This is a genomic window from Clostridioides sp. GD02367, from assembly GCF_045900275.1.
GTDB lineage: Bacteria > Bacillota > Clostridia > Peptostreptococcales > Peptostreptococcaceae > Clostridioides > Clostridioides difficile_A.
In genome coordinates this window covers 56,277-70,799 of the sequence record NZ_JBJODK010000012.1, presented here as the reverse complement: position 1 = coordinate 70,799, position 14,523 = coordinate 56,277, and the positions used below count along the sequence as shown (strand labels likewise).

Sequence of the window (14,523 nt, the reverse complement as noted above, 5' to 3'; positions counted from 1 at the left end):
ACCTCGATTAAATGTAACATATCAATTGTTGATTATATCATATATTGTAACCTATAACAACTCTATCAATGCCTTGAATATCCTTCTTTGTATATATTTTTTTATATCCATTACTTTTCATAATATTAATAACATCTTCAGCTTGATTATGACCAACTTCGTATGCTAATATTCCACATGTATTTAGATATTTCTTACCTTGCTCTGTTATTTTTCTATAGAAATCTAATCCGTCATCTCCACCTTCAAGAGCATTATATGGCTCATAATCCTTTACTTGTGTATGTAAAGTTTCTATATCTTGTTTTTTAATATATGGTGGATTTGAAACTATGATATCAAATTTTATATCACTATCACTTATTGCTGTAAATAAGTCAGAATTAATGAACTCTGTCTTTTCATCAACTCCATTTATAATAGAATTTTTTTTAGCTATTTCTAAAGCTATTTCTGATACATCAAAAGACATGACTTTAGAATTTTCAATATATTTTGCTAAACTGATTGTAATAGCACCAGAACCAGTACCTATATCTAGTATACTTACATCTCTTTTTCCTTTACACATTTCGATTATTTCTTCTACCAATGTTTCTGTATCTGGTCTTGGAATTAATACACCTTCCTTAACAAAAAAATCTAATCCCATAAATTCTCTATTTTCAACTATATAGGCTATTGGTCTCCCATTTAATCTTTCTTGTGCAAAGCCCATAAATTTTGTTTCTTGTTCTTGAGCTAACTCTTTATTTAGATTTAAGTGAATATACAGCCTGTCAACATCACCTAAAACTTTTTGCAATAATAACTCTGTATCTAATCTTGGAGTATCGCTTATATCTTTAAATGTATCTGAATATTTAATAATTATATCTCTTATCGTCATAATAAATATCCTTTTCTTTAATCTACTACTGCCTTTAATGCTTCTAAGGCTACCTCTAGCTGCTCATCATCAGGCTCTTTTGTTGTAAAATATTGCAACATCATCCCTGGATATGCAATAATTTTAGTGAATCTATTATCATATTTTCCAAGAATCCTGATTACCTCATAAGATAAACCTGCTACTATTGGCACACATATGATTCTCATAAATATTCTAAGAATTGGATTTGGCCAACCAAAAAATGCAAATAATATTATTGATACAGCCATAACTATAAATAAAAAATTTGTACCACATCTAGGATGTAACCTTTTAAATTTTCTAGCGTTTTCTACTGTAAGTTCTAAATCATTTTCATAGCAATATATAGATTTATGTTCTGCACCATGATATTGAAATACTCTTTCTATATCCTTGCTTCGTGAGATTAGTACTATATATGCAAATAATATAACTATTCTTATAATACCTTCTATTAAATTGAGCATAAAGTCATTAGGCATTACTTTAGAAAAAGCTCCTCCTACTAATGTAGGTATGAAAATAAATAATCCAGCAGAAAGTAGCATTGCTATGACCAATGAAAATATTATAATGATATCATTCGCTTTATCTTTAAAGATTTTCTTTATAAATAAATCAAATTTATCTTCTTCAGCTTCTTCCATAAAAAACTCTGAAGAAAAATTCAAGCTTTTTATACCTTGAATCATTGTATCTATCATAACAAAAGAACCTCTAACAAAAGGTATCTTATCTATATTCTTATCTCTTACCCAACTTTTTATTCTATCTTCTTTTAGTGCTATTTCTCCGTCACTTTTTCTAACAGCTACTGCTCTTTTGTCTTTTGACTGCATCATTACACCTTCAATAACAGCTTGCCCACCTACAGCTTGTTTTGCCATCCACTCACCTCATTTTATTGTATTTAGAATACTCAATTTTACATATTTATTATTATAATACAAAAAGACAATTTAAAGTAGAATATGAATGTTTTTTTGTAATAAAATAGGAGTTGGCTTCCTCCAACTCCATTTTTATAAAAATTAATCCATTTTGAATCTTTTTTTGAATTTGTCGATTCTTCCACCTTTTTCTATGTTCTTTTGTTTTCCTGTATAGAATGGATGGCACTCTGAACATATTTCAACTTTTATTTCGTCCTTAGTTGAACCAGCAGCAAATGTGTTCCCACAAGCACAACGCACTTCAACTGGATTGTATTTTGGTTGTATTTCCTTTTGCATTATAGTCACCTCTTCTCTTTATTTAAAAAAATTAATTATATTAACTTTCTTTTTACATTATCAACTACATTATTATAGCACAACTTATTATGCCATTCAAGTGATTTTTCCATTACTTTATATAATCTATATTTACATTTATATTACTAACTTTACAAATTCTTTATTGATTTTACAAACTCTTTATTGTCTTTAGTTCTTTTGATAAGCTCAATAACTTTATCTGTAATTTCCATTACTGAATTATTACTCATTTCTCTTCTTAATCTCCAAAGAGCTGTCTTTTCTTCATCATCAAGCAATAAGTCATCTCTTCTTGTCCCAGATTTGTAAATATCTATTGCAGGGAATATTCTTTTTTCAGCTAATTTTCTATCTAGGTGTAATTCCATATTTCCTGTACCTTTAAATTCCTCAAATATTACATCGTCCATCCTAGAACCAGTTTCGACTAATGCTGTTCCTAGTATTGTCAAAGAACCACCTTGTCTAATGTTTCTAGCTGCTCCAAAGAACTTTTTAGGTCCATGAAGTGCACCAGGGTCAATACCTCCAGACAAAGTTCTACCTGTAGGAGATATTGTAAGGTTATATGCTCTTGCTAATCTAGTTATACTATCTAGCAAGATTACCACATCTTTCCCATGTTCAACTAATCTTTGAGCTCTATTTAGTACCATCTCTGCAACTTTAACATGATGGCTTGATACTTGGTCAAAGGTAGAGTATATAACATCTCCTTCAATAGATTCTTTCATGTCAGTAACTTCTTCTGGTCTTTCATCTATAAGAAGTACTATAAGTTCAACATTTGGATGATTTTTAGCTATGCTATTTGCAACACTTTTTAGAAGAACTGTTTTCCCAGCTTTTGGAGGTGCTACTATTAATCCCCTTTGTCCTTTTCCTATAGGAGAAATTAAATCTATAATTCTTGTAGCTATTTCATTTCTATTAGTTTCCAGTGTAAGTCGCTCTTCTGGGAATATTGGTGTTAATGTCTCAAATGCATTTCTTTGTATAGCTGTATCAGGGTTTTCATCATTTATTTTTTGAACGTATAAAAGCGCTCTAAATTTCTCTCCACTTTTTGGATGTCTAGTTATCCCTTTAATTTTATCTCCTGTTTTCATATTAAATCTTCTTATTTGAGATGGCGAAACGTAAACATCTCCTTCAGTAGATAAATAATTTGAACCTCTTAAAAAACCAAAGCCATCTGGCAAAATTTCAAGTACACCTACTACTTCATCTTCTTTTGATGTGTTAAATTCATCGACTATTTTAGATTCATCGACTTGTTTAGGCATATAATAGTTTTTATTATTATTTCTGACCATTCTATTAGATATATTTGATGCCTTATTACAATCATTTACATTCGTTGTCTTATTATAATCGTTTCTTTGGTTTCTGTTTTCTTGGTTTTGGGAAATATTTTGAGTATCTATTTCTTTCTTGTTGTATGATTTGGTAGGGCTCTTATATTCAACTTCTTTTTCTATACTCTCACGCTCTATATTTTCTTTTCTATTTTTTATGTCTTCTTTAATCTCTTCATTTTTTTCTTTAATCTCTTCGTTTATTTTTTCCTCATTTTTACTTTTAGAATTTATAATCTCAATTAACTCATTTTTCTTATATGTAGTAATTGATTTTATTTTTAATTCTTTCGCTATCTCTCGTAGCTCAACTAAGGTTTTACTACCTAATCCTTCTAATACTTTATCATCTAAAATCAAAAAAATCCTCCTCATCTATATATTCATTTATATACATACTTATTTTGGAAATTGAAGGCATGAAAAAGAAAAGTTTTATTTAAACAGTTAAGTCTAATAATATCACTATTTATACATTATGGTCAATAAATAAAATTTAAAACACTATCATCTATTATATTATTGTATTTCAAGTCCAATCTTAGCACATTTTTATAAATTTATCACTATATTTATATCTTATAATAATATTTTCCCTTAAAATATGCAACTATTATAAAAATTTTTTTTTACATTTATAAATTCTAAAAACCATATATAACTAAAATATTGTAAGTTTTTAACTACATTAAGTTATATATGGTTTTTATATTTATGTATATTCATTGTAGTTATTTATCCTATTACATGGTTGCAATCATGCTTAAAACAGCTGTTATGCTTGTTAACACAAGAATCCCCACAATCCCAACAGCTATTATTCTATTAATTTTTTTCTGACTTGATTTTGCCACAGCACATCACCTTTCACTAATTATTTTTGAATTTCAAGTTCTCTAACATCAGAGACCTCAGATAAACTTAATTCTTTATCTGTACTATTGTATAACACATTTTTATCTTTATCAAATTCGTCACATACATGTTTTAGATACTTTATAAAATCTTTCTTAAGGTCCTCTTTCTTTAGAGCAAAATCAACAGTAGCTTCTAAAAATCCTAACTTATCACCAACATCATATCTCTTTCCTTCAAAATCGTATGCATACATAGCTTCTTTTTTAGACAATATTTTTAGAGCATCTGTTAGTTGCACCTCTCCACCTTTACCTGGTGGTAAATCCTTAAGAATATCAAATATTTCAGGAGTTATTATATATCTACCTAAGATAGCAATATTTGAAGGAGCTTTTCCTGGCTCTGGCTTTTCTACCATATCTTTTACCTTATAAACTCTACCTTCTATATTTTTTGCCTCTATTATACCATATTTATTAGTATCTTCTGAATTCACTTTTTGAACTCCTAATATTGTAGTTCTATATTCTTCATATGCATCTGTTAATTGCTTTAAACAAGGTACATCATTATCTACAATATCATCACCTAACATTACTGCAAAAGGCTCATCACCTATAAAGTGTCTAGCACAGTAAATCGCATCTCCTAATCCTTTTGGCTCTTTCTGTCTTATATAATGTATGTTAATCATGTTAGATATATTTTGGACTATCTCTAACAATTCCTTTTTACCTTTTTTCTCCAAGTCAAGTTCCAATTCTACGGATTTATCAAAGTGGTCTTCAATAGATTTTTTATTTCTACCAGTTATTATTAGTATTTCCTCTATTCCTGAGGCCACAGCTTCTTCTATTATGTATTGTAGCGTTGGCTTATCAACTATTGGTAACATTTCTTTTGGTTGCGCCTTAGTAGCTGGCAAAAACCTAGTCCCTAAACCTGCTGCTGGTATTACAGCTTTTTTAACTTTAATTTGCATAGAATCATCTCCCACTAATTAATAAATAAAAAGTCCTATCTTCAATAGGACTTTAAACTTTTAGTATATTTTAACATTAATTCGATATATTTACCATGTGGATTATAATAATCTTTTATAATAGCTTTTCAAGTTCTGCTACTAAACTGTCAAATTTTTTAATTGTATTTTCTATAGGTTTTGTATTAGTTAAGTTTATCCCACTTGATTTTAACAAGTTTATTGGATAATCTGAGCTTCCTTTTTTAAGAAAATTTATATAGTTGTCTGAGCCATTTTTTAATATGTCTTGGGCAAAACTTACTCCTGCACTACAACCTGTTGCATATTTATAGACATAGAAACTATTGTAAAAGTGTGGGATTCTAGCCCATCCGACCTTAGATAATTGGTCTAATTCATAGCTTTGTCCATAATATTTTTTAAGAAGTTGTCCCCAAACATCATTTAGTACTAGTGCATTTACACTTTTCTCTTTTTCGACTAACTCATGTATAGTCTTTTCAAATTCAGCATACATTGTTTGTGTATAAAGAGTATCTTTTATCAAGTCTAAATATTGTGTTATATAATAAGCTTTTTCATCATTACCTTTGGCTTCTCTTATAAGCATTTCATAAAGTAAAGCTTCATTAGTTGTAGATGCAACCTCATGAGTAAATATAGATGGATTTGAATTAAAATAATTTTGATTCTTAGAACTTAAATATTCGTATACAGCATGACCAAGTTCATGAGATAATGTTGAAACTGAACTTAATGAATTATTATAATTCAAAAGTATATATGGATGATTTTCATAAACAGATAAGCAATATCCACCACTCACTTTATTTTCATGCGAATAAACATCTACCCATTTTTCATTGAAAGCTTTATAGACTACATCATTATATTCTTTTCCTAGAGGTGATAACGCTGAATATACTATACTCTGCGCTTTCTCATAGTTAATATTATTATCAACAGCCTTAACTATAGGCACAAACATATCATATGAATGGACCTTATCTAATTTTAAGACTTTTTTTCTTAAATCTATATATTTGTGTAAACTGTCCATGTTCCCATTTACAGTTCTTATTAGATTATTGTATACTTTTTCATCTACATTATCAGATTCCAAATACATTTCTAGCGAAGACTCATATCCTCTCTCTTGAGAATAAAAAATGTTCTTTTTAACTTGACCAGTAATCAAGCCTGCAATTGTATTTAGATTATCATTGTAAGTTATAAGTTCATCTTGATAAGCTTTTTTTCTATTTTCTCTATCTGATGATTCTAGCTCACTAGCATATTGAGCTGGTGTTAAATTAGTTTTTCTATCCATATTTCTAAACAATTCATAAACTTGACTTGGAAGACTACTTATAGAAGACACTTTGCTTAGGATGTCTTCTGACTTATCATCTAAATAATGTACTTTGTTTCTTCTTATATCTCTTAAATATGCACCATATTTTCTATTTATATTTTTATTTGAAATAATTTTCTTATAATCTTTGTTTGATAATTTTAATATCTCTAATTCTAAATCTGAACAAATTCCCATATAGTTTCCATAAGATTTACTCATAATATCATTCATATCTAAGTATTTATATGAATTTTTATTAGTATCTTGTTTTAATTTTACATAGGCAGATAGTCTATTTAATCTTATATCAAGTTTTTCCTTGATATTTAAGGCAAAAGACAAATGTGTTGGCGATTTTGTTACTTTACCTATGTAATTTTTTAACTCTTTCGTATCTTTATCAAAACTCTTAAGTTCTTTTTTCCACTGGTCATCACTTTTAAACAAGGATTGTAAGTTCCAACATGTTTTTTCATAATCTATTTCTTGTTTTTTTTCAGCATCATCTTCAGTATCATTATTCATGACAGTAACTGCTCTATCATTATTCTTTTGATATCCTTGGTCAGCTTTTATACTTATTATTAACATGCAAAAAATAGAAATAAATAAAGGTATTATTGCTTTGCACAATTTTCTATTCATAAAAAGCCATCCTTTCAATAAATTTACTTAATAATAGGATGGCTTTTTTTAGATATATTATTCAATTATTCATACTATATAAATAAATATCGAATTAATAGTTATCCACATAATAATCAACATATTCACAGGCTTTGTTTACCTAGAAATTTAGTTATTTCAACATGAATCTCTTTTGATAATAGCTTTTGTTTTTTCTTTTTTTACATTTTATTAACATTTATGCCATACTTATCAACAAATTTTGTTGATTTATATGTTTTTTTTGTTAATAACTATACTTTTTTCAAAAGTCTATTAACATATTATACACAAGTTATCCACATATTATACACAGAATTTTATAAACTTTATTTTGTACATATCTTCGTAACTAAAGCAGTCATATCATCTTCGATTTGTAACGCTTGTAACTCTAATGCTCTATCTAATATTAAATTTGAAATTTCTTTTGGATTTGTAGTCTCTATATTCTTTAAGAAGTATATTAACCAATTATCTCCCAAATTGTTATTTCTTCCTGCATCTACAATTCCATCAGAAACCATTATGACATAGTCTCCCTCCTTAACTTTTACATTTTTTCTATCAATTTTTACATCAGATAATATACCCACAGGTAATGATGATGATGATATTAAATCGACTTCTCCATCACCTCTTTTTATATAGGTAGAACACGCTCCCATCTTTATAGTTTCTAAACAACCTCGTTTTAAATCTAAAATTCCTAAATCTAAGGTTGAAAACATCTCCTCTGAAGACTTTAATAGCAACATATTATTTATAGTATCTATAACTATTTCGTCTTTAATTTTTGCATCTATCATTTTTTCTAATATATCAATAGTGGCAGAGGATTCTTCATATGCTTTTTTACCTTTTCCCATACCATCACTTATAGCCATCATATATTTACCATCATTTATCTCCATATATGTGTAATTGTCTCCACAAAGAATATGCCCATCCCTTGACATGGCTGAAACTTCTGTAACAGCCTTATATTTCTGAGATTTAACGAATGTTGCCTTACATTTACCTCCTAAACAATGGCACCCTATTTTTCTAACAGACATATTTTCACCTACTAGGTCTGAAATTATGTTTACAATTTTATCTTCACACATACAACCATCATGACAAGTTTTCTTTTCTATAGATATTTCAAATTCACTGTTACTTTTCGTTAAGTAACTTACTTTATCAACGGTTATGTCATATCTCTCTAATTGCTCATATATATTTTTTTCTTTTTCTATATCCAGCATTATATCGCTCTCTAAATCTTGAGACAATGATTTAATTGATTTTGAAATACTTCTTATTTGATTTGCTATTAATTTTCTACTTTCTGAAAACTTCACACTCCAATCATAATCTAATACAAACATTTTGTAATAGTGATTTGATATTTTCACTATTGACTCTGGTTTCATACATTCCTTTCTAAAGTTTTTAGGTATATCGTTTAGATTTAACTCCCCTTTCTCTTCAATTTTTTCAAGAATGTTATATATCATAGTGTATGTATGATTAAATCTTGATTCCCAACACATTCTTCTCATACTACAACTTTTACATTCATCATTATGAATCATATCTATTACATTTGCTATATCTCTTTGGTCTAGTACCTTATCTTTTTCTCTTATCTTATCAAATGTATCTGCAAGGTCATCGTAAGTTTTATAAATACTATTTAATCGACTATTAGTTAAGTTCTTACTTCTCATAATATAATCGTATACGATTTCATTTGAAGCTACATTACTTTTTATTAATTTTTCAATCTTACTAAACAACTTCTCTGGTAACACTATAACTATTAAACAGCCTAACAATATATCTCTTAATTGCATCATATTAGAAGTAATACCAGAAGTATATAGGTATATTATTGTCCAACTTAGAATATATCCTAATATACAGAAATATTTATTTATTTTATTAAATGCGCCACTTATTAATCCTGAAAAAGAATATATACCCATATAAATGGCTGATGTTATGTTATTTAAAATGGATGCTACGCCAATAATTACACCACTAGATGCTCCCATCGTAGCTCCTCCTACTATTGAGGTCAGTAATATCAATACGGTGGACAAAATGGTCCTTATCGATATTCCAAACAAGGATATATCACCTATTCCCATTATGCTAAAGGTTAGCAGTAAACTTATTGATATAGCTTCTTCTGTCCGTACGGACATCCTATTGTTGACATTGGCCATCAAACCTATCCCATAAGAAAATACATATACAGATATAAACATTATTATTGCTTCTACACCTGCTATAAGAAGATTATACATATACCTATTTGAAAAGAAAGCTTGTCCCATGGAAATTGGAAGTAATATCATTGCACTTATAAATGCCACCTTAGCAATTGAATCTGATAATTTTAATTTTTTATTCACTGCCATAAATATTGTAAGGCACACAGCATATTTTGCTACATTTCCAAAATCATTAGATGATAACAATATTCCTAATAATGTTGATATGAATACAGGTATCTTGTACTTGTCAATCTTTGATGCACATATAAAAAAGGCAATTCCTAAAGGAGCTACAGAGTCTACTATAATAGACCTACTAAGTAAAAATCCCATTACGGCGAATGCCACCGTAGTAAAATCAATATATCCGCTTATTAATTTTATGACATTTGGTTTTACAGTCTTACTCTCCACAACTGCTACACTTCTTTGCATAAAAAAACCTCCTCTTTTGTTTATATTAAGAATTGTAACAAAGAGGAGTAATTTTTTTTGTCATAATCGGTTTTAAAAATCAAAAAATATTAATACATTTTTTTTGACTTTTGACATATTAAGCCTTCCAAATTATCGTATTCACTTACGGTTATTTCTTCTATTTCTAATTTTTCCATTATTATATTCAATATTTTTACACCAGCAGTTATAATATCCGCACGTTTTTCTTGTAGGCCTTTTAAGTTCTTTTTATCACTTAATGTCATGTTTATTAATTTTTGTAGAATTTCTTCTATTTCTTTTTTGTGTATTTTACTATTATGTATTTTTTCCATAGAGTAGACCTCTAATTCTTGATTCATTGCTGATAATGATGTAATCGTTCCACCTATGCCTATAAGAGTTTTTAATCCTCTTCCTTTTATATAATTTAAAGTTTCATTAATCTCGTTATATATAAATGAACTCATATTTTCAAACTCTTCATCTTCAATAATATCATGCTTTAAAAATCTCTCTGTCATTCTAAGAGCACCTACATTTTCGCTTTTATTAAATTTAATTCCATCTAAGTCGCCTATAATAAATTCTGTTGAACCTCCTCCAATATCTATAACAATAATATTGTCATCACCTTGTATGCCTTCTAAGACACCCTTAAATCCTAGATTTGATTCTTCTATTCCTGTAACTATATCAACATCTATCCCAGTTTCTTCTTTTGCTAGTTTAACAAAGTAATCTCCATTTTTACTATCTCTAAGGGCAGATGTTCCCATACAGTATACTTTTTCACACTTTTCATCATTACACTTATCAGAAAATTTTTTTAAGGCATCTATGTTTCTTTGAATAGCATCTTCTTTTATATATCCTTTACTATCTACACCATGACCAATTCTAGTTGTGTTAACAAATTTTTTTCTGTTTGTGAGATTTCCATCTCTATAATCTGCTATCAATAATCTCATTGAGTTTGTCCCAATATCTATAGCTCCTACTTTCATTATAAAATACCTCCTCAATAAAAATAAAAAGCCATTCTTAAACTGAATGACTTTTTTATTGAATCTTAAATTTTAAAATCAATACATCTGTAAACTTATTAGCAAGTTTTAGTCAACGGTTTATATCAACATAAACGGTTTCATTAGGCTTTACCATATTTAATCTTTTTCTTGCTATCTCTTCTAAGTCTCCTTCATATGATTTTTCATCTTTCTTTAAGCTGTTTATTTGTATTTCAGTCTTTTTTAATTGTTTATTTAGACTTGCTATTTCTTTTTTATACTCTTTGGCTTTTGTGTACTCAAATACAAACCCTGTCATCATACTAAAAAGTGATATTCCTAAAAATAAACTGACAACAATAATTTGTCCTGAAAATTTTTTTCTTAAGTTCATTTTCCCTACACCCTTTTTTTGGTTTTATTTTTTTTCTTCTTATGTTTTGATTTTTTCTTGCTCTTTAACTTTTTATTTGATTTTCTTTTTATACTTTTCTTTGTTGCTATAAATATATTAGGTATATAAAATATAATATCAAATAGTAGGTGTAGTGAATAGATTATAACGTAATACAAATTATTTAAAAAACTGACTATGTATTGTACAACTTTTTTTAAAAAATTCCTCACAAAACAGATTATTTTATTGATAATTGATAAAACAATTTTACTTATGGTGTTATAGTATAAAATAAAACCAATAAACAAAGCCACAAAATGGTAATATCTTAAATCAAAAAATTCTGTAAGGTTTATTGTTACAAATATTATAGCTGTTGCTAGAAACCAAAATAATACATCAAAGATTATCGCGAAATAATTGATAAATTTAAAGTTTCCTCTTAGACCTCTATAAAAATCAAACAATACCCCTATAAGTATTCCACCATAAATAGTAGCATAAAAAATGCTTACATCTTGAGTGAAAGGTATCATTTATCTAAATACCTTTTTCAAGAAACTCTCTTGTGGCTTTTTAGGCTTTGCATACACCATAGAATTTATAGTTCCATCTATGCTAATTATATTTTCGTCTATACTTAGCTTGCTCATATCTAGGTTCTCGCCTTCAATTACCATCTCACCTACAGAAGTTTTAAGCTCAACTCTTTTGTCATTAAAAGAATATATGTGCTCGACTCCTGAAATAACCAGCTTTGATCTATCTTTCAAAGTTATGTTCTGTTCCATAATATCCCCCCAGTAAATATTTCACTAATACTACTATTAATATACTAGAGGACTATCAATTTTATTCTAAAATTTCGTACATTTCTTTTGCATCATTTTTTAGCACATGCTCTTTTACTTCATTTATCTTAAGCCTCATCTTTTTCTCTCCAAATTGTATTTCTAAGGTGTCTCCAATATTCACTTCTGAAGAGGATTTAGCAACTTTTCCATTTATAGTGACAATTCCCTTATCACATGCATCCTTAGCAACAGTTCTTCTCTTTATAATCCTAGATACTTTTAAAAACTTATCTAATCTCATAATTATCACCTTCCTTAGTTCTATAGAAAAAGTGTGGCAAATTTATCCACACTTTTTCACAAGATTTCTAATTATCCATTTATTATATCCTTTAATCCTTTTCCAGCTTTGAAAACTGGTGCTTTAGAAGCTGGTATATCTATAACTTGCTCTGGATCTCTTGGATTTCTTCCTTGTCTAGCAGCTCTTTCTCTTGTCTCAAATGTTCCAAATCCAACTAATTGAACTTTTTCGTTATTTACTAGTGCATCTTGAACAGAACTCATAAATGCGTTTAATGCAGCCTCTGCTTCCTTCTTTGTTAATCCACTTTTTTCTGCCATCTTTGATACTAATTCAGCTTTATTCACGATATTTACCTCCTAAAAATGTTTATAATATAGACTTCTATCTTTGTGATAAAAGTTCTAGATTTTTGACAAATTTCCTTCCACAATTTTATTGTTTTTTAGCCTGATTCCAAAATTCATCCATCTCTTCAAGTGTCATGTCTTCTAATTTTTTATTTAAATTCATTGCACTTTTCTCCACAAACTCAAATCTATTTATGAATTTATCGGTAGTACAGTTCAAGGCTTCTCCTGAGTCTATGTCTAAAAATCTAGCTAGATTTACTATCGAAAATAATAAATCGCCTAGTTCTTCCTTTATGTATTTTATATTCCCGACCCTGTGTTCGTCAAGTAATTCCTGATATTCTTCTTCAATTTTTTTAAATACATCTTCTACATTGTCCCAATCAAAGCCAACAAGGGCTGCTTTATGTTGAACTTTACTAGCCTTCATAAGAGCTGGTAAATGCTTTGGTATCCTTCTAAGGCTATCTGTTATAGTGCTTTCGCCCTTCTCTTCTTTCTTTAATTCTTCCCAAGTTTTTTCAAACTTAGACATATCTAGTTTTACACCACTAAATATATGAGGATGTCTATTAATTAATTTTTTACATATTCCATTTACTACTTCTTTTAAATCAAAGTAGCCTTCCTCATTTCCTATCTGGCAATGGAATATAACTTGTAAAAGAACATCTCCTAGTTCTTCTACCATTTCATCTATATCATTATTATCGATTGCATTACAAAGTTCATATGATTCCTCTATAACAGAATTTTTTAATGATTGATGTGTCTGTTTTTTATCCCATTCACATCCAGATGGACTTCTAAGTGTATTAACTATTATTTCTAAGTCATGTACTGTATTATACATCTTTTTAGAACTTTTGGGTATATATAAGCTAGTTAAATAGTCAAAAAAGTTTTCATTTCTGTCCAATTCGCACAGTTTTATAAACTTTTTACTTTCTAAATCTTTGACACCTGCTCCATTTACTATACATACTTCTTGATTATAGTCATAATATTCCATAAGCTTTAACTTTACATTAGATGCTATAAATTTATCATATACTTGGGTTATTATCATACTAGTATCCAAATCTATATATGAATTTTCTATTTCAAAAGCATCTATCAATTTAAATCCCTCAGATGGGTCTATAGCCAAATAGTTAAACATAGCGTCTACAAAGCTCATAGAAGGCAATATTTCTACTGTTATGTGCTTTTCATTGGCTATTCTTTCTATTATACTTACAGTCTTTTCTGCGACTCTTGGATGACCAGGAACAGCATATATTAAATCACCCTTTGTAGATTCTTCTATGATAAACTCAGATATTTTTAAATAAACATTTTCAAAATTTTCTTCATTTTCATAAAAATAGTCTAATGAAGTGTATTGTATAGTTTCTTTAAGTTTATCAATTATTGGATGTTTCTCTGTTCTAAAAAAAACTCTTGGGCTATTTCTTAAAGATTCTAACGCACCTTGGCTTATAAGAGAATAATCTCCTGGTCCAAGACCTACAATACTTATCTTACCCATAACATCACTCCTATTAGCAAATTTCACTTTATTTTT

At 28.4% G+C, this 14,523-nt stretch carries 14 protein-coding genes; all 14 read right to left on the bottom strand.

The features are described 5' to 3' along the window. Positions 1 to 37: 37 nt before the first annotated feature. Positions 38 to 889 carry a peptide chain release factor N(5)-glutamine methyltransferase gene (gene prmC, locus Q3223_RS14935; protein WP_243194182.1) on the bottom strand — a complete coding sequence of 284 codons (852 nt, stop codon included), beginning with the start codon at positions 887 to 889 and terminating at the stop codon, positions 38 to 40. 17 nt (positions 890 to 906) lie between these two features. After that, positions 907 to 1,800, bottom strand: a complete 894-nt coding sequence (locus tag Q3223_RS14930) for a DUF1385 domain-containing protein (protein WP_054271925.1) — start codon at positions 1,798 to 1,800, stop codon at positions 907 to 909. Between the two features lie 144 nt (positions 1,801 to 1,944). Beyond that, positions 1,945 to 2,145: a 50S ribosomal protein L31 gene (gene rpmE, locus Q3223_RS14925; RefSeq protein WP_021386394.1), complete on the bottom strand. Its 201-nt coding sequence runs from the start codon at positions 2,143 to 2,145 to the stop codon at positions 1,945 to 1,947. 152 nt (positions 2,146 to 2,297) lie between these two features. Beyond that, positions 2,298 to 3,902, bottom strand: a complete 1,605-nt coding sequence (rho, locus tag Q3223_RS14920) for a transcription termination factor Rho (protein WP_176702557.1) — start codon at positions 3,900 to 3,902, stop codon at positions 2,298 to 2,300. Positions 3,903 to 4,401: 499 nt separating this feature from the next. Beyond that, positions 4,402 to 5,367 carry a UTP--glucose-1-phosphate uridylyltransferase GalU gene (gene galU / locus Q3223_RS14915; protein ID WP_243194183.1) on the bottom strand — a complete coding sequence of 322 codons (966 nt, stop codon included), beginning with the start codon at positions 5,365 to 5,367 and terminating at the stop codon, positions 4,402 to 4,404. Positions 5,368 to 5,482: 115 nt separating this feature from the next. Continuing rightward, positions 5,483 to 7,372 carry an oligoendopeptidase F gene (gene pepF, locus Q3223_RS14910; RefSeq protein ID WP_219673907.1) on the bottom strand — a complete coding sequence of 630 codons (1,890 nt, stop codon included), beginning with the start codon at positions 7,370 to 7,372 and terminating at the stop codon, positions 5,483 to 5,485. Between the two features lie 350 nt (positions 7,373 to 7,722). Next, the gene (gene spoIIE, locus Q3223_RS14905; protein WP_054271929.1) at positions 7,723 to 10,095 is read right to left on the bottom strand and encodes a stage II sporulation protein E; all 2,373 of its coding nucleotides are present in this window, start codon (positions 10,093 to 10,095) and stop codon (positions 7,723 to 7,725) included. 89 nt (positions 10,096 to 10,184) lie between these two features. Then, entirely contained in the window at positions 10,185 to 11,105 is a 921-nt protein-coding gene (locus Q3223_RS14900; RefSeq protein WP_223153328.1) for a Ppx/GppA phosphatase family protein, read from the bottom strand. A 112-nt stretch (positions 11,106 to 11,217) separates the two neighbouring features. Beyond that, positions 11,218 to 11,502 carry a septum formation initiator family protein gene (locus Q3223_RS14895; protein ID WP_054271931.1) on the bottom strand — a complete coding sequence of 95 codons (285 nt, stop codon included), beginning with the start codon at positions 11,500 to 11,502 and terminating at the stop codon, positions 11,218 to 11,220. Between the two features lie 5 nt (positions 11,503 to 11,507). Continuing rightward, the gene (yabQ, locus tag Q3223_RS14890; protein WP_054271932.1) at positions 11,508 to 12,041 is read right to left on the bottom strand and encodes a spore cortex biosynthesis protein YabQ; all 534 of its coding nucleotides are present in this window, start codon (positions 12,039 to 12,041) and stop codon (positions 11,508 to 11,510) included. After that, complete coding sequence (locus Q3223_RS14885; RefSeq protein ID WP_003421411.1) at positions 12,042 to 12,296, bottom strand: YabP/YqfC family sporulation protein; 255 nt, start codon at positions 12,294 to 12,296, stop codon at positions 12,042 to 12,044. A gap of 61 nt (positions 12,297 to 12,357) precedes the next feature. After that, on the bottom strand, positions 12,358 to 12,600 hold the full coding sequence (locus Q3223_RS14880; RefSeq protein WP_054271933.1) for an RNA-binding S4 domain-containing protein: 243 nt from the start codon (positions 12,598 to 12,600) through the stop codon (positions 12,358 to 12,360). A gap of 71 nt (positions 12,601 to 12,671) precedes the next feature. Continuing rightward, positions 12,672 to 12,950 (bottom strand): HU family DNA-binding protein, encoded by a 279-nt coding sequence (locus tag Q3223_RS14875; RefSeq protein WP_003421415.1) that lies wholly within the window; start codon positions 12,948 to 12,950, stop codon positions 12,672 to 12,674. Between the two features lie 88 nt (positions 12,951 to 13,038). Next, positions 13,039 to 14,487, bottom strand: coding sequence for a nucleoside triphosphate pyrophosphohydrolase (mazG, locus tag Q3223_RS14870; RefSeq protein ID WP_054277742.1), 1,449 nt, complete (start codon positions 14,485 to 14,487; stop codon positions 13,039 to 13,041). Between the last annotated feature and the right edge of the window lie 36 nt (positions 14,488 to 14,523).

Excerpts from the sequence above, each read along its gene's own strand:
- mazG (WP_054277742.1), bottom strand. The coding sequence starts at position 14,487 with ATGGGTAAGATAAGTATTGTAGGTCTTGGACCAGGAGATTATTCTCTT.
- Q3223_RS14880 (WP_054271933.1), bottom strand. The coding sequence starts at position 12,600 with ATGAGATTAGATAAGTTTTTAAAAGTATCTAGGATTATAAAGAGAAGA.
- rpmE (WP_021386394.1), bottom strand. The coding sequence starts at position 2,145 with ATGCAAAAGGAAATACAACCAAAATACAATCCAGTTGAAGTGCGTTGT.
- Q3223_RS14885 (WP_003421411.1), bottom strand. The coding sequence starts at position 12,296 with ATGGAACAGAACATAACTTTGAAAGATAGATCAAAGCTGGTTATTTCA.
- pepF (WP_219673907.1), bottom strand. The coding sequence starts at position 7,372 with ATGAATAGAAAATTGTGCAAAGCAATAATACCTTTATTTATTTCTATT.
- prmC (WP_243194182.1), bottom strand. The coding sequence starts at position 889 with ATGACGATAAGAGATATAATTATTAAATATTCAGATACATTTAAAGAT.
- Q3223_RS14900 (WP_223153328.1), bottom strand. The coding sequence starts at position 11,105 with ATGAAAGTAGGAGCTATAGATATTGGGACAAACTCAATGAGATTATTG.
- galU (WP_243194183.1), bottom strand. The coding sequence starts at position 5,367 with ATGCAAATTAAAGTTAAAAAAGCTGTAATACCAGCAGCAGGTTTAGGG.
- Q3223_RS14895 (WP_054271931.1), bottom strand. The coding sequence starts at position 11,502 with ATGAACTTAAGAAAAAAATTTTCAGGACAAATTATTGTTGTCAGTTTA.
- spoIIE (WP_054271929.1), bottom strand. The coding sequence starts at position 10,095 with ATGCAAAGAAGTGTAGCAGTTGTGGAGAGTAAGACTGTAAAACCAAAT.
- yabQ (WP_054271932.1), bottom strand. The coding sequence starts at position 12,041 with ATGATACCTTTCACTCAAGATGTAAGCATTTTTTATGCTACTATTTAT.
- Q3223_RS14930 (WP_054271925.1), bottom strand. The coding sequence starts at position 1,800 with ATGGCAAAACAAGCTGTAGGTGGGCAAGCTGTTATTGAAGGTGTAATG.
- rho (WP_176702557.1), bottom strand. The coding sequence starts at position 3,902 with ATGAGGAGGATTTTTTTGATTTTAGATGATAAAGTATTAGAAGGATTA.